General features: G+C 58.7%; 18 protein-coding genes. 17 read left to right on the top strand and 1 reads right to left on the bottom strand.

The window, feature by feature from the left end; genetic code table 11:
• The 7 genes from asnB (JQ586_RS32140) (at window position 1) to JQ586_RS32170 (ending at window position 7,423) form a co-directional block, all read left to right on the top strand.
• Window positions 1-1,842, top strand: a complete 1,842-nt coding sequence (asnB, locus tag JQ586_RS32140) for an asparagine synthase (glutamine-hydrolyzing) (RefSeq protein ID WP_212398650.1) — start codon at window positions 1-3, stop codon at window positions 1,840-1,842.
• Between the two features lie 3 nt (window positions 1,843-1,845).
• Entirely contained in the window at window positions 1,846-2,943 is a 1,098-nt protein-coding gene (locus JQ586_RS32145) for a glycosyltransferase (protein WP_212398651.1), read from the top strand.
• A 147-nt stretch (window positions 2,944-3,090) separates the two neighbouring features.
• A complete protein-coding gene (locus JQ586_RS32150) occupies window positions 3,091-3,930 on the top strand; it encodes a methyltransferase domain-containing protein (RefSeq protein WP_212398652.1) in 840 nt (279 codons plus the stop codon).
• Complete coding sequence (locus JQ586_RS41220; protein ID WP_212398653.1) at window positions 3,927-4,496, top strand: DapH/DapD/GlmU-related protein; 570 nt, start codon at window positions 3,927-3,929, stop codon at window positions 4,494-4,496. Before JQ586_RS32150 ends, JQ586_RS41220 begins: the two co-directional genes overlap by 4 nt.
• Complete coding sequence (locus JQ586_RS32160) at window positions 4,486-5,337, top strand: class I SAM-dependent methyltransferase (protein ID WP_212398654.1); 852 nt, start codon at window positions 4,486-4,488, stop codon at window positions 5,335-5,337. The genes JQ586_RS41220 and JQ586_RS32160 overlap by 11 nt, the downstream gene beginning before the upstream one ends.
• Before the next feature lie 3 nt (window positions 5,338-5,340).
• The gene (locus JQ586_RS32165; RefSeq protein WP_212398655.1) at window positions 5,341-6,273 is read left to right on the top strand and encodes an NAD(P)-dependent oxidoreductase; all 933 of its coding nucleotides are present in this window, start codon (window positions 5,341-5,343) and stop codon (window positions 6,271-6,273) included.
• Complete coding sequence (locus tag JQ586_RS32170) at window positions 6,260-7,423, top strand: glycosyltransferase family 1 protein (RefSeq protein ID WP_249148482.1); 1,164 nt, start codon at window positions 6,260-6,262, stop codon at window positions 7,421-7,423. Before JQ586_RS32165 ends, JQ586_RS32170 begins: the two co-directional genes overlap by 14 nt.
• A 292-nt stretch (window positions 7,424-7,715) precedes the next feature.
• On the opposite strand, the gene JQ586_RS32175 is transcribed toward JQ586_RS32170, so the two are convergent.
• Window positions 7,716-9,053: a glycosyltransferase gene (locus tag JQ586_RS32175; RefSeq protein ID WP_212398656.1), complete on the bottom strand. Its 1,338-nt coding sequence runs from the start codon at window positions 9,051-9,053 to the stop codon at window positions 7,716-7,718.
• Between the two features lie 633 nt (window positions 9,054-9,686).
• Between JQ586_RS32175 and JQ586_RS32180 the strand changes: the two genes are divergently transcribed.
• The 10 genes from JQ586_RS32180 to JQ586_RS32225 all read left to right on the top strand — a co-directional run bounded on the left by JQ586_RS32180 (window position 9,687) and on the right by JQ586_RS32225 (window position 20,098).
• The gene (locus tag JQ586_RS32180) at window positions 9,687-10,310 is read left to right on the top strand and encodes a winged helix-turn-helix transcriptional regulator (RefSeq protein ID WP_249148483.1); all 624 of its coding nucleotides are present in this window, start codon (window positions 9,687-9,689) and stop codon (window positions 10,308-10,310) included.
• Complete coding sequence (locus JQ586_RS32185) at window positions 10,310-10,825, top strand: transcription termination/antitermination protein NusG (RefSeq protein ID WP_212398658.1); 516 nt, start codon at window positions 10,310-10,312, stop codon at window positions 10,823-10,825. Before JQ586_RS32180 ends, JQ586_RS32185 begins: the two co-directional genes overlap by 1 nt.
• A 112-nt stretch (window positions 10,826-10,937) precedes the next feature.
• The gene (locus JQ586_RS32190; protein WP_212398659.1) at window positions 10,938-11,876 is read left to right on the top strand and encodes a Gfo/Idh/MocA family protein; all 939 of its coding nucleotides are present in this window, start codon (window positions 10,938-10,940) and stop codon (window positions 11,874-11,876) included.
• Entirely contained in the window at window positions 11,873-12,466 is a 594-nt protein-coding gene (locus JQ586_RS32195; RefSeq protein WP_212398660.1) for an acyltransferase, read from the top strand. The genes JQ586_RS32190 and JQ586_RS32195 overlap by 4 nt, the downstream gene beginning before the upstream one ends.
• A gap of 5 nt (window positions 12,467-12,471) precedes the next feature.
• A complete protein-coding gene (locus JQ586_RS32200; RefSeq protein WP_212398661.1) occupies window positions 12,472-13,467 on the top strand; it encodes an NAD-dependent epimerase/dehydratase family protein in 996 nt (331 codons plus the stop codon).
• Window positions 13,468-13,500: 33 nt separating this feature from the next.
• A complete protein-coding gene (gene asnB / locus JQ586_RS32205; protein WP_212398662.1) occupies window positions 13,501-15,375 on the top strand; it encodes an asparagine synthase (glutamine-hydrolyzing) in 1,875 nt (624 codons plus the stop codon).
• The gene (locus JQ586_RS32210; protein ID WP_212398663.1) at window positions 15,375-16,256 is read left to right on the top strand and encodes an ABC transporter permease; all 882 of its coding nucleotides are present in this window, start codon (window positions 15,375-15,377) and stop codon (window positions 16,254-16,256) included. Before asnB (JQ586_RS32205) ends, JQ586_RS32210 begins: the two co-directional genes overlap by 1 nt.
• Window positions 16,256-18,016, top strand: coding sequence for an ABC transporter ATP-binding protein (locus JQ586_RS32215; RefSeq protein WP_212398664.1), 1,761 nt, complete (start codon window positions 16,256-16,258; stop codon window positions 18,014-18,016). Before JQ586_RS32210 ends, JQ586_RS32215 begins: the two co-directional genes overlap by 1 nt.
• Entirely contained in the window at window positions 18,006-18,728 is a 723-nt protein-coding gene (locus tag JQ586_RS41645; protein ID WP_212398665.1) for a class I SAM-dependent methyltransferase, read from the top strand. The genes JQ586_RS32215 and JQ586_RS41645 overlap by 11 nt, the downstream gene beginning before the upstream one ends.
• Entirely contained in the window at window positions 18,725-20,098 is a 1,374-nt protein-coding gene (locus tag JQ586_RS32225) for a hypothetical protein (RefSeq protein WP_212398666.1), read from the top strand. Before JQ586_RS41645 ends, JQ586_RS32225 begins: the two co-directional genes overlap by 4 nt.
• Window positions 20,099-20,126 lie beyond the last annotated feature (28 nt).

The following is a 20,126-nucleotide window of genomic DNA, read 5'->3' on the forward strand; positions in this document are numbered from 1 at the left end:
ATGTGCGGTATCGCAGGCATCGTAAATCTCCGCGGTAATCCTGTGGACCTCGCCGAGGTCTCGCGGCTAACCAGTCTGATCGCGCACCGTGGTCCGTTCGGCGAGGGCACCTGGTTCAACACCAGGCGAAATCTCGCTTTCGGTCATCGCCGGCTCGCGATCATCGATCCTACGGACGGCGGCCGTCAGCCAATGGCATCAGGCGAAGGCCGCCATGTCATCCTCTACAACGGCGAGATCTACAATTTCCTCGAACTGCGCCGCGAGCTCGAGGCGAAGGGCGTGGTGTTCCACAGCCAGTCCGACACCGAGGTGATCCTGGCCGCCTGGCAAGCGTGGGGCGAGGACATGCTGCCGCGTTTCAACGGCATGTGGGCACTGGCGATCTACGACACTGTCACGGATGAGCTGTTCCTGGCGCGCGATCGCTTCGGCATTAAGCCGTTGCTGTATGCGCTTTCGTCCGAGCGCTTCGTGTTCGCCTCCGAGCTGCGTGCATTGGTGCGCTGCGACCTGATGGAGACGAGTATCGATACCGAGGTGGCGCGGCGCTTGCTGCTCGATCCTTTCGGGATCGAAGGCAGCGAGCGAACTTTGTTCCGGCAGGTGCGTCGTGTGCAGGGTGGCCACTGCGTGTGGTTGCGGCAGGGACGGGTCGAGGTACGCCGCTGGTGGCGCACCGTGGATCACCTTCCGGAGATTCCGGCCGGCGAGGCCGATCGCGTGGTACGCTTCCGCGAGTTGTTTCACGACTCCGTGGCCTTGCGCATGCGCAGCGATGTTCCAATCGGGACCTGCCTGTCCGGCGGCTTCGATTCGTCTGCGGTGATCTGCGCCATGGCGACGCACGAAAAGGCCGGGATGGGACCGCGAGACAGCACCACCTGGCGCCATGCGTTTGTCGCGACGTTCCCGGGCTCCATCAACGACGAGCGGCCGATGGCCGAGGAAGCGGCCGCCTGGGCCGAGGTCAAGCCGACCTTCCTCGAGATCGGTCGGGACGATGCGCTGAACGACGACCTCGACCGGATCCTCGACGACAATGACGACGTCTATATATCGCTGCCGAGCGCGCCATGGCTGATCTATCGCGAACTGCGGCGCCAGAACGTCACGGTCTCGCTCGACGGCCATGGCGCGGATGAGTTGATGGGCGCCTATATGCAGGAGGGCCAGTCCGCGGCATTCCGGATCCGGAACGCAGCGGCTGCGCTGACCTCGCGATCGCCGCTGGCGCAGCGCGGCGTCGATTTCCTGCGGGCGCAAATGATCAAGCGCCAGGGGCACTATTTTCTGCGCGGCGGCCTCTCGGACATTCCCGCAGCGTTTCCGCTGGTGGCGGAGGATGACGAGCTGCCGCGCGAGTGGGGCGCATTGAACCGGCGCCTCTATCGCATGTTCCACTCAACCACACTGCCGACCATCCTGCGCAATTTCGACCGGCTCTCGATGGCGCACGGCATCGAGGTGCGCATGCCGTTCATGGACTGGCGGCTTGTGACCTACACGATGGCGCTGCCGGAGACGAGCAAGTCCGCCGACGGCATCACAAAGGTGGTGGCGCGGCAGGCGATGGTGAACCTGATGCCCGAAAGCATCCGCACCGGGCGCCGCAAGGTCGGCTTCAACTCGCCGATGCCCGAGTGGCTGAACGGGCCGCTCGGCGGCTGGACCACCGAGCTGCTCAAGCAGAGGGTGCCGGCGTTCGCCGACCTCGTCGACGAGGCGCAGCTTCGCGCAACGGTCGACCGCCTGACGACATCGCAGAGCTGGGATTGGGTAACCGTCGGCCGGATCTGGCCCTACCTGAACATGAAGTGGTTGTTGGCAAGGTACGCCTGAGCGATGCGTCTGTTCCAAAATAGCGGCCTCTATCCCTCTTATGTGCCGCAACTCAACCAGCTCGCGGCGAAGGCGACCAACTTCGAGGCGCGGCGCGCCGTGTTCCTCAACGACCGCTTCGGTGCGCCGCATTTCCTCAAGCCCGTGCTCGACGGTTCGTCCGACGCCTTTTTCACTAATGGAGACGACGATGTGCAGCAAAGGCAGTGGGCGCGGGCGCAGGGCATCGCGGGGACGCCAACGCTCGAGGCAATCTTGCTGGCGCAGATCGAGCATCACCGAACCGAGGTGTTCTACAATCTCGATCCGGTGCGCTATCCGAGCGCCTTCGTCGCCAAGCTTCCGGGCTGCGTGAAGACCACGCTGAGCTGGCGCGCGGCGCCGTCCGGCAATGCCGACCTGACCGCCTACGGCGCCGTGCTCGGCAACTTTCCCTCGATCCTGGAATCCTGGCGCAGCAAGGGCTGCCGCGCCGAGCTGTTCTTCCCGGCGGCCGACCCGGTGATGGACGAATACGGGCAGGGCGAGCGGCCGATCGACGTCGCGTTCGTCGGCGGCTATTCCCGGCATCACAGCACACGCGGGCGGACGCTCGAGCAGGTCGCGGCGCTTGGTGCCGGGCATCGGATCGTGTTCTGTCTCGACGCCTCGCGGCTGACACGGCTTGCGGAAAGCGCGATCGGTCGCGTGTTGCCGCTCGGCAAGCACCGTCGCCCGGACGCCATCGCCGCCATTGCACGCCCGCCGGTGTTCGGGCGCGACCTCTACGCGCTGTTCGGCTCGGCGAAGATCGTGCTCAACGGTGCAATCGACATGGCCGGAAATGATCGCGGCAACATGCGCTGCTTCGAAGCAATGGGTTGCGGAGCGCTGCTGGCCTCGGATTCCGGCAGCTATCCGGAGGGGATGCAGGACGGCCTCACCATGCGAACCTACGATGCGCCCGAGCAGGCCGCCACGCTGATTTCCCGTTGCCTGCAGGATTGGCCGCAATCGGCCGGGATTGCCGCGCGCGGCAGGACGAGCCTGCAGCAGACCTACAGCAAGGCCGCGCAATGGGAACATTTTGTCGACCTCGTCACGCGGATTGGGCCGTGCTAGGTCGTTTTCGACCGAAATGGGCCCCTTTCGCTTCGAGAAAACGCGTCAAAACCAGAATCTGGACCCCCATTCCGATTCCATCGGAACGGAAAAGGCTCTAGACGGTGCGCAAGGCCGGCCGTTGGGGTGGGCCATCGGGAATCAATGATGTCTGCGAGTGACTTGATCCATGAGCTGAAATGGGCGGCCGACGGACTCGCGGCGCCGCTGTTCAAGCTGCGCCCGCGCCCGTTCGGCCCGGGCTATCAGACGGTCAAGCGCGGCATCATCACCTCGGCAATCGATGCCGGGCTGCTGCAGGGCGGAAAGGAACTGCCGCTCGGCTACGGCATCGCCATGGACGAGCGCGTCGTGGAATATCCCTGGGTGTATTCCCGGCTGAGCAAGGTCGGCAAGATGCTGGACGCCGGATCGACCTTCAACCACGACTACCTGTTGCAGCGCGCTCCGCTGCGCGGCGCCGACCTCACCATCATGACGCTGGCGCCCGAGCGACGGTGCTACTGGCGCGACGGCTATTCCTACGTATTCGGTGACCTCCGGAAGACGATGTTCGACGACCGGGTCTTTGACACGGTCGCCAGCATCTCGACGATCGAGCATATCGGCCTGGACAACCAGATGCTGTACACGGGCGATAAGCGCGACGCGGAGGCCGACCTCGATGGTTTCGTTCCGGCGGTAAAGGAATTCAGGCGCATCCTCAGGCCCGGCGGCGTCTGCTTGATCTCGGTGCCGTACGGCAAGCGTGACAATCTCGGCTGGTATCAAGTGTTCGATCGCGCGATGATCGAGCGGATCATCGAGGCGTTTTGCCCGACGTCATCCCATGTCGACTATTTCGGCTATACGCGGAACGGCTGGTCGCGTCAGAGTGCCGAGGCGCTTGCGGACGCCATCATTCACGACGTCCATAGCGGCAAGGGGCGGGGTGACGACCTGGCTGCGTCGTCGCGCGCCGTGGCCTGCCTGCAGTTGACAGCATGAATCTCGACTACCTCATCCAGCGGTTGATGGGCCGAGCGACCTGCCGGCTCGAGGCCAACGCGGCGCTCGGTCGCTATGCCAGGATCAGAAACATCCGCGGCGATTCCGGGAAGATCGTCGTCGGCCGCAGCAGTCGCATCCTCGGCGAGCTGTTGACCTTTGCTCACGGCGGAGAGATCAGGATCGGAGAATGGTGCTATGTTGGCGAGAGCACCCGGATCTGGTCGGCCGCCGCGATCGAGATCGGAAACCGGGTCCTAATTTCGCATTCAGCTAACGTCTTCGACAATCTGACGCATCCACTGCGCGCCGCCGATCGACACCGGCAGGTTCAGGAGATCTTTACCCGCGGCCATCCGTCCGAGATCTCGCTTGACGAGAGCCCGGTCCGAATTTGTGATGACGCCTGGATCGGCGCAGGGGCGATGGTCCTGCGCGGCGTGACCATTGGGCAAGGCGCCATCGTTGCGGCCGGTGCGGTGGTGACGAGGGACGTCGCGCCTTATTCGATCGTGGCAGGCAATCCGGCCGTGCTGGCGAGGGAGCTCGGCCCTGATGAACGATGAACGCAAATTCACGACTTGGGAGGAGGCCGTGGTCTGGCTGCGCAACCAGCCCGACCAGCACCAGCTCGTGCTCGACGCGTTCTACGACGATCCCCTGATCGCGGCCGCAGAACGCTATTTTCAAAGCACCGAATGGCAGGCGATCGCCGCACTGCTGGCCGGACGGTCGGGCGCAGCGCTCGACGTCGGCGCCGGCCGCGGCATTGCGAGCTATGCGCTCGCCCGAAGCGGCTTTGCCGTGACTGCGCTCGAGCCGGATTCCAGCGCGATCGTGGGCGCAGCTGCGATCCGCGATCTCGCGACCCAGGCGCAACTGCCGATCCGGGTGGTCGAGGAATTTTCCGAGCGGCTGCCCTTCGACGATTCGGCATTCGATGTGGTGTTCGCCCGCGCCGTGCTGCATCATACGAGCGACCTTGATGGCGCATGCCGCGAGATGTTCCGCGTGCTGCGCCCCGGCGGCATACTGATCGCGGCGCGCGAGCACGTCATCAGCAAGGAGGCGGATCTGCCGCAATTCCTCGCACACCATCCGTTGCATCACCTTTACGGCGGCGAGCACGCCTTCCTGCTCGATCGCTACACCGGCGCGCTGACCGTCGCCGGATTTTCCGCAATCGACACGCTGAGGCCGCTGCAAAGCCCGATCAACCTGTTCCCGTATACGCTGGACACGCTGCGTGCTGCCGTCGTCGCGAAGCTCACGCGCACGATCCCGGCGGGACCGCTGTGGCGGGCGGCTCTGGCGCCGCGCAGTGTCTTTGTCTCGCTGCTCTCGATCGCCGGACGGTTCGACAATCGGCCGGGGCGCCTTTATTCGTTCGTCTGTCGCAAGGCTTGAGCCATGCGGGTCTGGATCACCGGTGCGAACGGATTCATCGGCCGTCATCTTGTGCGCGAATTGGCCGGCGCCGGCCATGCGGTCCATGGCATCGGTCATGGGGCGCTCGATCAGACGGAAGCGTGCCGGCTCGGGTTGCAGAGCTGGATCAACGGCGAGATCGATGCGGCCAACCTGAATGCGCTTGCGTCCGCGCACGGGCTGCCGTCAAAGGTTTTCCATCTGGCCGGCGGATCGTCGGTCGGCCTGTCGATCGAGCGGCCGTTCGAGGATTTCTCCCGCACCGTCGCGAGCTCCGCCCGGCTGCTGGAATGGCTGCGCACCTCTGCGGCGGAGTGTGAATTGATTGCGGCATCGAGTGCGGCGGTCTACGGAGCCGACCACCCCGTTCCGATCCCCGAGAGCGCCGCGCCGGCTCCGATGTCGCCCTACGGTCAGCACAAGCTCATGATGGAGCAATTGTGCCGGAGCTATGCCTGCTCGTTCGGCCTGCGCTGCACGGTGGTGCGGCTGTTCTCGGTTTACGGACCGAACCTGCGCAAGCAACTGCTCTGGGACATCTGCTCACGTCTCAGGGCGGAGCCGGGTTCGCTCGATCTCGGCGGGACGGGCGCGGAAGTCCGCGACTGGACCGACGTGCGCGATGTCGCCAGGCTGGTGGCGAGCGTCGCTGAACTGTCGTCGCCGGACTCCTTTCGTATTATCAATGGCGGCTCGGGCCGAGGGGCGAGCGTGGCCGACATCGCGAATGGCCTCATCAGACACTGGGGAGGCAATACAGTCGTATGCTATTCCGGTGTCGGGCGGCCCGGCGATCCGGTGAGCCTGGTGGCCGACGATGTGAGCCTGCGTCGAATGAAGTTCGACTGGCAGATTCCGCTTGATCAGGGTCTTGCCGACTACGTGGCGTGGTTCAAGGGGCATGCTCGTGGTTGAGCGAGCGCCGCTGCGGGTCGCTTTCAGCTACATCTCGCGCCGGATCTGGGCCGGCGGCTACAATTATCAGAGCAATCTGTTCGCGGCGCTAAATCGGTATCTGCCAGGTGAATTTACACCGGTCGTGTTCGCGGGGACCACCGACGATGATGCCGATCTCGCCGCGCTTGCGGAGATACCAGACGTGGAGGTGGTGCGATCGGGTAGCTTCGGAAGGCAAGCCGGCCTGGCTGCAGCGCTCATGCTCGGGCTCGACCGCAAGGCGGCGGCGGACTTCCGCACCCAGCGCATCGATGTGGTGGTTGAAACCGCCCGCTTCTTTGGTTGGCGTCTATCTCAACCAGTGGTGGCCTGGTTTCCCGATCTGCAACATCGCACATTGCCCCGCCTCTTTCCTGCCGCGGCACGATGGCGTCGTGAAATTGGCTTCCGCGCTCAAATCGCGTCGGGGCGGACCATCATGCTCAGCAGCGAGAGCGCGCATCGCGACTTCAGGAAATACTACCCCAGGGCGACAAACAAAACTTCTCTGGTTCGTTTTGCGACCCAGCCTTCGCCGGCGCTCTTGACCACGCATCCAGCCGGGGTGATTGCGCAATACCGGTTGCCCGACAAGTACTTTTACCTGCCCAACCAGTTTTACAGGCACAAGAACCACCAACTGGTGGTCGATGCGCTGACCATCGTGATGCAGCGCGGGTTTGATGTCGTGGTGTGCGTATCCGGTAGCACCGAAGACCCGCGAGAGCCGGGATACTTTGATCGAGTTATGGCGCAGGTCCGAAATCGCGGCCTCGAGAAGCACTTTCGTCATCTGGGAATGATTCCATTACCGCACGTCTATGCGCTGTTGCGGGCTTGCACCGCATTGATAAATCCATCTCGATTTGAGGGATGGAGCACGACAGTGGAAGAAGCGAAATCGTTCGGCGTTCCGATGATATTGTCCGATCTCGATGTACACCGCGAGCAGACTGCGGGCGCGGCTCACTATTTCGGAACGGACGATCCTGCCGCTTTGGCGGATCATCTCATGCGTCTTTCAGAGGATTCCGCCGCGCCCGTGGTCCGCAACTTTCTTGCGGATCAGGACGCCCGCGTAGCTGCCTTTGCGACGGGATTTGCCAAAACCCTCCGACGTGCGATGTAGTTCTCGCAGGGGGGGCCTTGCACAATAACTCAAGGAGCGTCGGGATTCAGCTGGAAACGGCCGTCGGGCGTAGCGCATGCTGTCAGTATCGCCGTGGCTATGCCGGCTTCCGATTGTCTGCAAGATATTTCAGCCACGTTTCGCTTTCGCGCGACCAGATCGCTCGAGGCACCGAGACGATGCCATACGCGCGATAGTACCCAGGGCTGGTTACCTACGTTGACGGGACCGTGCAGGATTCGCATTTTGTGTAGCCGAACAACAGGAACGAGAAATATAATCGGACTCGCCTCTAAGGCTCCGAACGATTTGTCATAAGATCTTTGATTCGGATCCTCAATTTCGCGTTCAGGCTATTCGGGAAACCCGCTGTGTCCATGTACAGCTCGCCGAGTCTGGCCGCGACAGCTTCTAAGCTATAATACTTTTCCACGTAGTGGCGCCCGCTCTGACCGATGGCCCGTAGGTCCAGCTTGCCATGCAAGCACTTCTTGAGCACATCATAAATTTCGTCCGCACATACATTGATGATTGGACACGTAGCTGGATCGATCATCATCCGATCGTTTCGCAAAAAACACAGGACGGGTTTTGCCATCGCCATTGCTTCGAGCGCGGTGTAACCATGGAACCCGGCTACAAATTGATCGGCGACAATATGGGAGGTACCAAAAAGCTCGATGACTCTTCTGTTAGGTACACCTTGCACTGACACGAGCTCGATCTTTTCGCCTTCTGCGGAAAGTTTGTCGATTGCTTGAGCGAGAAGACGTGTGCCCTTGAAGTGACCGTGATTTGGCGCATGCGCAACCCTCAAAGTGTCACCGGGTCGAAAGATAGGTGGTGTTGCAACAAATTTCGTTGCTTCAATCGGCCAGTAGTGAATGTCGCGGCAGCCAAGCACGTATGCCGTCATATCACCCATCGCGATTTGCGCTGTTGCGCGCTTTTCAAGTGGTTTGAGCGATAAGTCGTGTAATTCGGTTGTACAGATGCAGTACTTGCCTGGTTGCGGGCATTCCTCACACACGTTTGGATGCCCAAGCTCCAACGTAGTGTTCCGCGTCCTCACATCGGCGCCGTAGGCATAGGTATATAGCCGCTTTCCGGACTTAAGCAGGAGTTCTAGCTCTCGAGGATTGATCCCGTAACGGTTCTCGCTGAGCAGCAGGCCGCGATCATAGAAATAATTGAATATGTCGAATCGCAGCAAAGCCCATGCAAATACGATCCGACGGAAGAGTCCCAAGCATGATCGACTTTTGGTCAGTCGCAGAAGGCCCTCAAAGAGGATGAGATTTATATCGAAGGATCTCGTAACGTAATAGGTATTGAAAACGAGCGATGACGAACGAAATCCGAGGAGACGATCGCATCTTGCCAAAATTGGCAGAGTTAATATTGGAGTCGACGCCCAAAGCGTGCGAGGGGTGCCGTTGGCGATCCGTCTTTCGGTGGCGCGCCGAGCGCGTCTCACAAGGGTGTCGATGATGTAGTCTGCAATCATTTGTTTGGCAGTTCCGGAGCGTATCCCTTTTGGATCGGAAGGAGTTTGCGCTGCATTAACTCCAGCTGCCGCCGAGCTTGAAACGGAGTAGACCCGAAGGCAATACCTCTCCGTTTGGATCAAGGGCCTGCTCCAGGTCCATTGACAAGCCGCCGGCGGCCGTTTGGCCAATGTCAACGCGCCGTTGGCTGCGCTGCGGGGGTCTGGACAAAAGTTCGTCTCTGTTCCCTTCGCTTATCAGAACCGGCTCGTTCAATGCTACCCTGTACGAGTCCCATCACATGCGATTGTGGGTGAAACATCCATCCCCAGCGACGATCAATTTTCCAAGCGCCAGAAGATGGCCGTTTCCTCAGGACGCCGCTCATTGGGTCGGCGACGAGCTTTGCGGACCTCGATTGGATTAGGCGGATCTCGTGTGTGGCATATTCGGCAGTTAGCAGAACGGGGGACCGGGGCTGTTGTTGCCGACCAGGTCGGTCGACTGACGGATCTGGTCGATCACCGCGGTGCCGCGGCGTGCGGGTCAGCGGCAATATGTTGCTATCGCAGAGAAGTATAGTTACGCAGCTTTTGCTGCGCGCCTTTTGAACTGACAGCCGACGTTGCTAGTTCCCAATGTGGCAAAAATGTATCTCTGAAACAATACGTTATTTCGTTCACGAAATGAACGGAGATGCTTGACGTTCACCGCATGAACGCGCTAGAGCCCTCTGTCTTGAGGGGATGTGGCAAGCGATGCAAGGCAGTCTACCGATGGATGAGAGTGGGGCGGATCGGATCGTCCTCGGTCTTCTGAATTCCGTTGAAGCGGACGGAACACGGTCGCAACGTCGCATCGCCGCCGAGCTCGGCGTCGCGCTTGGGCTAGTGAATGCGTACCTGAGGCGTGCCGTCAAGAAGGGGTTGGTTAAGGTGGGTCAGGCGCCCGCGCGTCGATATGCCTACTATCTGACGCCGCAGGGCTTCTCCGAAAAATCGCGGCTTACGGTCCTTTTTCTCTCCGATTCCTTCTCTCTGATTCGGAATGCCAAGCAGGATTATGGTCGCATCTTCGAGCGGGCTCGCGCTCAGGGCTATGAACGGGTTGTTCTGGCGGGAAAATCCGAACTTTGTGAAATCGCCATGCTGTGCGCGGTGGACGGACCGGTCTCGATCGTCGCCGTCGTTGATCCCGATGCATCGGCGGGCCGTTTCGTGGGCCAGAAGGTCGTCCCCAGTTATGACGAAGTCGGCGAGCCGTTCGATGCTGTCGTCGTCACTCACCTCACGCGCGCGAAGAGCACGTTCGACCATGCTGTTGAAACCTTCGGAGCCGAGCGCGTGCTGGCTCCGGAACTGCTCGGCTTGCGTCTCCCTGACCAGAGAGTTGTGTCCTGATGACCGCAGAACACCGCGCTTGCTGGTACGTCGTGCAGACGCGCGTTAATGCCGAGGCAAAGGCATCGGCCAATCTTTGTCGCCAGGGTTTTTCGGTTTACCTTCCGCGCTACCTGAAGCGTCGCAGTCATGCGCGGAAGGTGGAAACCGTGGCGCGGCCGCTTTTTCCGCGCTATCTCTTCGTTGCAATCGATCTTGCGGCGCAGCGGTGGCGAGTAATTCAATCGACCGTCGGTGTATCGCAACTGGTGTGCTGGAAAGACCGGCCGGCCTCCGTGGCAGACGGGGTCATTGAGGCGCTGCGGGCCCGCGAGGATGAGGACGGGTTTATCAAACTGGCGCGCTCGTCGCTTTTCGTGCCTGGCGACAAGGTGCGAATTGTCGCTGGCGCCTTCATTGACAGTCTGGCCTTGGTGGAAGGCGTCAGCGACCAGCAGAGGGTCGCGGTCCTCCTCGATCTTTTGGGTCGCAAGGTTCGTGTGCTCGTCGGAACGGATCTGGTCACTGCGGCCTGAAATCGTCTGCCACCCGGCAGACCTCGATGCTTATACTCCGGAATGGTGAGCGATTCACCCGGAGTGCGGTAGCTTGGCCAGGTGAGGCCTGAATTCGTGGAGAGACGTTCGAATGAAGACTTACGCATTGATCGGTGCCGCGGGTTACATCGCCCCGCGGCATATGCGGGCCATGGCAGAAACCGGCGGTACGCTGGCGGTAGCGTATGATCCGAACGACTCCGTGGGTATCATGGACAGTCATTTTCCGGATGCCGAGTTCTTCACCGAGTTCGAGCTGTTTGATCGCCATGTCGATAATCTGAAGCGTCGGGGGGGCATGATCGACTTCATGTCGATCTGCTCGCCGAATTATCTTCATGAAGCGCATTGTCGTTTCGCCTTGCGCTCGGGCAGCAATGCGATTTGCGAGAAGCCGCTGACACTGGAGCCGAAAGACATCGACGGACTGGTCGAGATCGAGCGGGACACTGGACGACGTGTGTCGACCATTCTGCAGCTGCGACTGCATCCGGCGATCGTCGCGCTGCGCGAACGCTTTGCCAAGAGTAATCGGCGCCACAAGGTCGAGCTCACCTACATAACCTCGCGCGGGCGCTGGTATTACAACTCCTGGAAGGGATCCGAGGTGAAGTCGGGTGGTGTGGCAACGAACATCGGCGTACATTTTTTTGATATGCTGAGTTTCGTGTTTGGCACCGTTAGCCGAAGCGAGGCGCATCTGCGCGAGGCCGAAAAGGCGGCGGGTTCACTAGAGTGCGAGCGCGCCGACATCAGCTGGTTCCTATCACTTGACCGCAACGATCTGCCGGACGGCGTCAAGGGCAAGAAGACGACTTTCCGGTCCATCACTGTCGACGGTAAAGAAGTAGAGTTCTCCGAGGGCTTCACCGATCTGCATACGCGCAGCTATCAGGAGATTGTTGCTGGCAGGGGATTTGGGCTGGACGAGGTGCGTCCTTCGATCGACATTGTCTCGACCTTTCGTCACGCGCCGATCGTCAGGAGCAACGGCGTTCACGGTTTTGCCCAGCGGGCGATGCAGCAATGAAGGAGATGCGCGAGGATCCACGTTTTCCCGACGTACTGATCCATCAATCGAGCTATGTCGACGATGGCGCCATGATCGGGCGTGGCACGAGCATCTGGCATTTTTGCCACATTCTACCGCGTACGGTAATCGGCGAAAACTGTTCGATCGGGCAGAACGTGATGATCGGCCCGAACGTCAAGATTGGCAACGGCTGCAAGATCCAAAACAATGTCTCGATCTATGACGGCGTCGAACTCGCTGACGACGTGTTTTGCGGGCCAAGCTGCGTCTTCACGAACGTGAACAACCCACGCTCGGATGTTTCGAGGAAGGATGAATTTCGTCCCACGCCGGTCGGGAGAGGTGCCAGCATTGGTGCCAATGCAACGATCGTGTGTGGGCATTCGCTTGGAGAGTATTGCTTCATCGGTGCCGGAGCTGTGGTGACAAAAGATGTGACGGCATTCGCGCTGATGGTAGGAAATCCGGCGCGCCGCGTCGGTTGGATGAGCAGGGCCGGCGAACGGTTAGGTCGCGACCTCGTGTGTCGTCGGACTAACCGACGATATCAGCTTAACAATGAAACACTCGCGGAAATCGAAGGCTGAAACTGATGGATATCAGAGGGAAGAAATTTGTCATCATTGGCGGGGCCGGGCTGATTGGGTCGCATGCGGTCGAACAATTAACCAGGACGGACGTGGGCGAAATCATCGTCTATGACAACTTTGTCCGCGGCACTCACGAAAACCTTGCTGCGGCATTGCGTGACCCCCGCGTCAAGATATTCGAGGCGGGCGGTGATATTACGCAAACCGATATTTTGGACGCCGCTCTAAAGGGGGTAGACGGCGTATTTCAGTTCGCGGCCCTATGGCTATTGCAGTGTCATGACTTTCCACGATCGGCCTTCGACGTGAACGTCAAGGGAATGTTCAACGTCCTCGATGGCTGTGTTCGCAACGGCATCAAACGATTGATATGGTCGTCCTCTGCATCTGTGTACGGCGATGCGGTCGAAGAGCCTATGTCGGAGGATCACCCGTTTAACAACAAGAACTTCTATGGTGCCACAAAGATCTGCGGTGAGGCGATGGCGCGCGCCTATCATTTCCGTTACGGCCTAGACTATGTGGGCCTGCGATATATGAACGTATATGGACCGCGGCAGGATTATCGGGGAGCATATATAGCGGTCATTATGAAGATGCTTGATGCGATTGACAAAGGGGAGGGGCCGACCATTCTAGGGGACGGCTCGGAAGCCTTCGATTTCGTCGCAGTGGAAGATTGTGCGCAGGCCAACATTTGCGCGATGAAGGCGACAGCGACGGATCGCTTTTACAATGTTGGCACCGGCAAGCGGACTTCGCTTAAGCAAATCGCAGAGAAGCTTCTTAACCTGACCGGCTCCAACCAGCCTATCAATTACGCGCCGCGGAGCCAAGCGACGCTGGTCCGCAATCGCATTGGTTCACCGAAGCGAGCCCAGGACGAGATCGGCTTCACGGCAGGGATCGATCTCGACGAGGGCCTGCGTCGGCTGATCGAATGGCGGAAGAGCCATATCGATCAGGTCGAACAGCGCCGCGCCAGGGCGCAGGTCTGAACGACCGAAGCTCAAAACAGCGACGACCTGACAATGTGCGGCATCACCGGCATCATACATCGGGACGGCAAGCCTGCTTCGATCCGCCTTCTCACCGCAATGACAGACATCATTGCGCATCGCGGGCCCGACGGAGAGGGGCACTATTGTGAGGGCCCGGTCGGGCTCGGCCATCGCCGCCTCTCGATCATTGATCTGACTGATGCCGCGCGCCAGCCGATGCAAACGCCGGACGGCCGTTTCGTGCTCACCTACAATGGCGAGATCTACAACTTCAAGGAATTGAAGATTGCGCTCTCTGCGCGGGGGCACCGTTTTCATTCGACAGGCGATAGCGAAGTGCTGCTGCATGCTTTTGCCGAGTGGGGTCTTGGCGCACTTCTGAAATTCAACGGCATGTTCGCTTTTGGGATCTGGGATACTGAGGAACGGCGGCTAACGATTGCCCGTGACCGGTTCGGTGTGAAACCACTTTATTACGCCGAGCTTGATGGCGTGTTTTTGTTCGCATCCGAGATCAAGGCATTTCGAGCGCACCCCCGCTTTGCGGCGCGCCTCGATGCGCGAGGCTTGGCCGAGTATCTGACATTCCAAAATTTCTTTACCGATCGTACCCTGTTCGAGGGCGCGCGATTGCTGCCGGCTGGCTGCTATCTTCAGATCGAGCTCGACCGCCGCGATAGCGTTGAGCCAAGGCGTTATTGGGATTTCAGCTTCGAGGAACCTTGCGGCAAGATTGACGAGGCTGAAGCGGTCGAAGAACTCGATCGCCTGTTTCGTCAGGCGGTTTACCGACAATTGGTGAGCGATGTCGACGTCGGCTCATACCTCTCTGGCGGAATGGACTCTGGTTCGATTACAGCGCTGGCGGCGGCGCAGCTTCCGTTCATGCGAACCTTCACGATCGGCTTTGACCTGAATTCCGCCTCGGGTGTCGAACTCGGCTACGACGAGCGGGCCAAGGCCGAATACATGTCGTATCTGTTCAAGACCGAGCACTACGAGATGGTTCTGAAAGCAGGCGATATGGAACGCGCCTTGCCGAGCCTCGCTTGGCACCTTGAGGAGCCGCGCGTTGGACAGTGTTATCCAAATTATTACGCGGCCAAGCTCGCGTCAAAGTTCGGCAAGGTCGTTCTGTCCGGCACTGGAGGCGACGAACTTTTTGCCGGCTACCCCTGGCGTTACTATCGCGCAGTCGTAAACGACGACTTCGATCATTACGTGCAGAAGTACTTCGGATTTTGGCAGAGATTGGTGCCGGCCGACGTCTTGCCGCGCCTGCTAAGGCCCGTGTGGAGTGAGGCGAAGGAGGTCTCGCCGGAGGACATCTTCCGCAACGTTTTCCATGAACACGCCGCGACGCTGACGCGTCCGGAGGACTACGTCAATCACTCGCTATACTTTGAGGCCAAGACCTTCCTGAACGGGCTGTTGATCGTGGACGACAAGTTGGCAATGGCGCATGGGCTTGAAAGTAGGGTGCCGTTTCTGGACAATGATCTTGCGGACTTCGCCATGCGGTTGCCGGCGCATTTGAAGCTGGGCAACCTGACCGAGGTCGTCGCGCTCAACGAGAACGAGCCGGGCGGCAAGGCCGAGCGTTATTATCAGCGCACGCGCGATGGCAAGTTAGCGCTTCGTACGATGATGGAGCGGCATATCCCGGCCGACGTTGCCGGTAGGGAGAAGCAGGGATTCTCGGCTCCGGACGCGAGCTGGTTCAAGGGCGAAAGCATTGAATATGTAAAGCGCAGAGTGATCAACCCGCGGGCCAAGATCTATAATCTGCTCGATTACGAGGTGGTCAAAAATCTCATAAACGACCACATTGGAGGGCGACAAAATCGCCGATTGCTAATCTGGTCGCTGCTCAATCTGGAGCAGTTGATGGACGCTTACTTTTGATGGAATACGAGAGCGAACTCGACATTCAATCGCATCGGCTTGGTTTCGCCGGTGCGTTGAGCCCCCGATCTTTCCTTCAGGACTTGATCGCGGGAATGAGGTTGTTGCTGCGGTCGCGAAAGCTCGCAGTAGCCATGGCTTCGCGCGAGCTTCGAATGCGACACGCGGGCCAATTTGCCGGTGCTTTATGGATTGTCGGCCATCCCTTATTTCAGATGATGGTGTTCGTGTTCATTTTTGGCGTGGTGTTTAGCCAAAGAATTGGCGGCACTTTTGAAATGCCAAGGGACTACACCACCTATATTTTGTCGGGTCTCATTCCATGGCTCACGTTCAGCACCGCTTTGCCGAGTCTTTGTGCATCGGTCGTCAGTAACTCAAACCTGGTCAAGCAGTTCACTTTCCAAACAGAGGTTCTACCGATCAAGGATGTATTGATCTCCTTGGTGTTCTGGATCGTGGGGATAGCAATCATTACGATTTACGGGATTGCCGTAAACCGGTCCTTGCCTTGGACCTACGTCCTTCTGCCTGCCGTATTAGCCTTGAATATCCTTTTCACGATCGGGTTGGGATGGATCCTCTCGGCAATCGGCGTATTCATCCGGGATATGAAAGACATCGCCGTCGTCCTCGTCACGGCTGGCATTTATGTTCTTCCGGTCGTCTACCTGCCCTCCTGGGTACCAACACTGTTTCGCCCATTCGTCAATTTCAATCCCCTCAGCGCCTTCATCTGGGTTTATCAGGACACGCTCTATTTTGGTCGCATTGAACATCCGTACGCTTGGGTTGTCTTCGCGGCGATGTCCTTCGCCTGCTTCAGTCTGGGTTATCGATTGTTTCAAATCCTAAAACCATTCTTTGGCAAGGTTCTCTAATGACCGCGATCGCAGTTGAAGGCTTGAGTGTCGCCTATAAGCTGTACGGCAAGCCAGTGGACATACTTCGCGAGGCGCTATTCGGCGGCCGTCGGCACGATAAGTTTTGGGCTCTTCGCGATATCTCGCTCAAGGTCCGCGAGGGTGAGCGCGTTGGAGTCGTTGGACCCAACGGCGCGGGAAAAAGCACGTTGTTAAAAGTCATCGCGGGCAATTTGACCCCAACGAGTGGGCGGGTGCGCGTGAACGGAAAGATATCGTCCTTGCTGAGCATGGTACCAGCATGGGACGAGAGCGCAACGGGGCTTGAAAATATTCGCTTCAATCTTCTGTTGCAAGGAATGTCTCGTTCCGCAATCAGCCGAGCTATCGAAGATATCGTCGAGTTCACGGAGTTGGGCGCATTCATTCACCAGCCCGTCAGGACATACTCGACGGGTATGGGTTCTCGACTGTCCTTCGCAATCGCAACGGCGACCGAACCCGAAATTCTTATAGTCGACGAGGTGCTCGGCACCGGTGATGGCTATTTTGCCGCGAAAGCTCATCGACGAATGCAAGAGTTTTGCTCGCGAGGCCGAGCGTTTTTGTTTGTAAGTCATTCGATTGCCGCAGTCCAACAGATGTGTTCCACAGTTATCTGGATGCAGAACGGCGGCATTCGAGCATCGGGAGACGCGCAGTCAGTGTTGGCCAAGTATGAGCTCGACTATCGTCAGAGCGAAGACGAGGCCACTCGTGGCAAGGCGATACAAGCAGGAATGGTCGTGTCGTCCAAGCCATCTCCTGGCGAGATTGGCAAGGAGGCGCTACGCCTTCGACTAGTGCCCGCAAATGGCTTGCGCTTTTCCACCACGCACTATGTCAAGGATCTGAGAGTCTCGAACGACCTCGCAAAGCTTGACGTCAAGTTTCCGTTGACAATGGCCATCGATGAAACGGATGAGATTGGTTCGCTCGACTTAATATCCGGCGAATGGGGACGACTTCACGAACGATATGGTGTGGAGTGCCGCACATTGCAGCGTGCTTCGGGCCGCAATCCCGGAGGACAGATCGTCATTGGTCATAAGCTCGCGCTTGCCGCACCTTCGGGGATGATGACTCTTGACGTATCACTCGAGGTTGCTTCGCAAGATTTGGAATCGCTTACGATTGAAGCGTTAGATCTTCGTGCCGGTGTCTGGAAGCAGGCAACATTGCTGCGAAAGCAGGACGCGAAGGACGGGTGGCAACAACTAGATTTTCGTGTTGAGGTTCAGTTGCCTAAGGAAGAAATCGCGTTTCAAGTCCGTGAAAGCTTGCTCAAGCAAGCCAAGAGCGAAGTTGAGATCACGAGCGTCGAAATGTATGTTTCCGGAAAGTCCGCGCACTCGGTCAAGGAGCGCGAAAGTTTCGAAATAGTCGTTGACGTCGTCTTCAACGAGAAAGTGCCGGTCGCCGACGTTGGAATCAAAATCAGCCGAGTGGATGGCACGTATGTGTACTGGCAGTCCTCGGGGATGGCCGATGCCAACATCTACAATGGTTGCGGACGTCGGAGATTTACCTTCCAGTTTCACGACAACGTTTTTGGGGCGGGAGAGTATTTTGTAAACGCTTACGCAGCGGACGGTTGGAAGTTCCCGGAGAACTATCCGTATTCGCAAGTCTTCCAGCGGCTCGTGAACGCGCTTTCATTCCGGATCGTCCCTATAGACCAAGACCTCGATTGTGGTGTCGTGGCGAAACTGTTCCCTGTGAGGGTCGATGAGCTTTAAGCTGAGTGCAAAATCGTGGGAGCGAGTTCATGCTTACCAGCGAGAGGAAATCGTCCGCTTAGCAAGCGACCGGGACCATGTGCGCGTCATATCCCGATATCCTTATTATGCACGCATCGGCGATTTGCTTGGGTCCGGTCCGGGACGCGTATTGGAGATCGGATGCGGACCCGGCCGTTATGTGGCGTTGCTTGCCAGCCTAGGCTGGGACGTCGTTGGAGCTGACCCGTGCCGCTTTCCATCCTGGGAAGCTATAAGCAAATATCGTGTAGTTACCTGGGACGAAGGTGTATACGCCGAGAACCTGCCATATCCAGATGGTTCATTTGACGCGGTCGCCTGCCTTGGCGCATTGCTTTACTTCAAGGATCCTAAGCTTGCTTTCTCAGAAATCTTTCGCGTTTTAAAGCCGGGTGGGCGAATATTGGTCCGCTCGGTGAATCGGACAAATCTGTTTCGACTGGTCCATCGCAGGGATATTGATCCCGCGACGGTCAGTTCTTACTCGGAACGAGAGCTCGCCGACTTTGTTCGGTCTTCGGGCTTTGACGTTTCGTCAACGTTCTCTTACGGATTTTATCCTCCCGTTCTCCCTGGCACGTGGTGGTATTTGGTCAATGGCACCATACCGATTTCAGTTCAGGATGCATTCTCTGCGCTAACGCCGCCTCGGTACCGGGTGAACGTCGTGGCAGTTGGGACGCGTCGATGAAAGTGCGTAGCGACTGGATTGCGCACCATTTGAAGATATTCGGTTATCGCGCAGTCGAGAAGAATGCGCCGGTTGTCCTATATCGAGCTACTTGCTCCGATCTAGCTTTGGCGAGAGAAGCTCTGGCGCGGGGTACTGCGGTAGTTGCCGTCTTTCCAGACGCGGGATTTGCCAAGGCGTTTGACGTAGCAATCGATGACGAGCCAACTTGTTCGCCCCAAGTGCTAACGGCGGACAACGCGGGACCGAAGCCATGGCGGCGGTTGCGCACGTTGCATCCGTATATGCGGTTCAGGTCGGCAGTTGGAGCGTCGGTGGTTTCGGATAGCGATGGCGCTGCGGTATGGCTGCACCGGAAGATGGATTCAGCGGCCTCGATCATCTTCGTGGGAACAGATCTTGCCTCGGACCTCCTTCGATATCGTCAGGGTGATCCCGCTGCAGCTTACAACCGGCCAACGGAAGCCAAGTGGGGCTTCGCCGGCGAGCGACCGAACTACCTGTTTGAGGCGCAACTTGCAGGAGAAGATGTCCGCGAGCGGCCTGCTGATTGGTGGTGTGAAGTCTTGGCCGATGCATTGGAGCGGCTCTGCGGTCAGGCCAGATCACCGATGTTGCCGAATGGTGCACCCGGCGCGATCATTGTGACCGGCGATGATGATCAGGCGCCGCTACATCGTTACGACCAACAGCGACAGGTGCTTGGCTCGCTGCCGATCACGTATTTTCTTCACCCTCTCACCAAGCACGACAAGTACACTCTCCGGCAGCTGAAGGATGGCCGACGCCTAGAGTTAGGTCTTCATCCCGATGCGCTTGAATCTCCAGGCAAATACACGTGCCTTTTTTCTGAACAAGCGAAATGGTTCAAGCAGCTGACTGGCCAGCATACGTGCACGGTACGAAACCACGGTTTTCTCAATGAAGGCTACTGGGGACACGCGACGGCATGGCTCGATCATGGTGTGAAAGGCAGCTCCAATTTGCCGGGACTTGATGGCAGCGTGATCAACGGCTCGTTATTGCCGGCGTGCCTCACCCTCGGGGATCGATTAACGGAGCATTGGAGCATCCTGACCGCTGTCGGCGATGGCATTGTGTTCGTCCACGGCTGGGACGATGCTCGATCGGGCAAGTGCATACTCGACCTCGCCGATCGCATTAGAGAGAGTGGCGTTCCGGGAGTGATCGTCATCAATCTTCACCCCGATAACATCGAGAAGACGCGCGGGATGCACAACGCAGTGCTCAAGGTGGTCCAGGATGGCTTTGTAGCTTGGACGTTAAGCGAATGCTTTGAGTGGTTTGGTCGAAAATCCGAGCCGCGCGCGAGGACGCCAATATGGCGGAAGGTGTTGCGTCTGCACTGACGATCTTTGTGCGTTGAAAAAGAGCTGA

The organism is Bradyrhizobium jicamae (assembly GCF_018130215.1).
Classification (GTDB): domain Bacteria; phylum Pseudomonadota; class Alphaproteobacteria; order Rhizobiales; family Xanthobacteraceae; genus Bradyrhizobium; species Bradyrhizobium jicamae_A.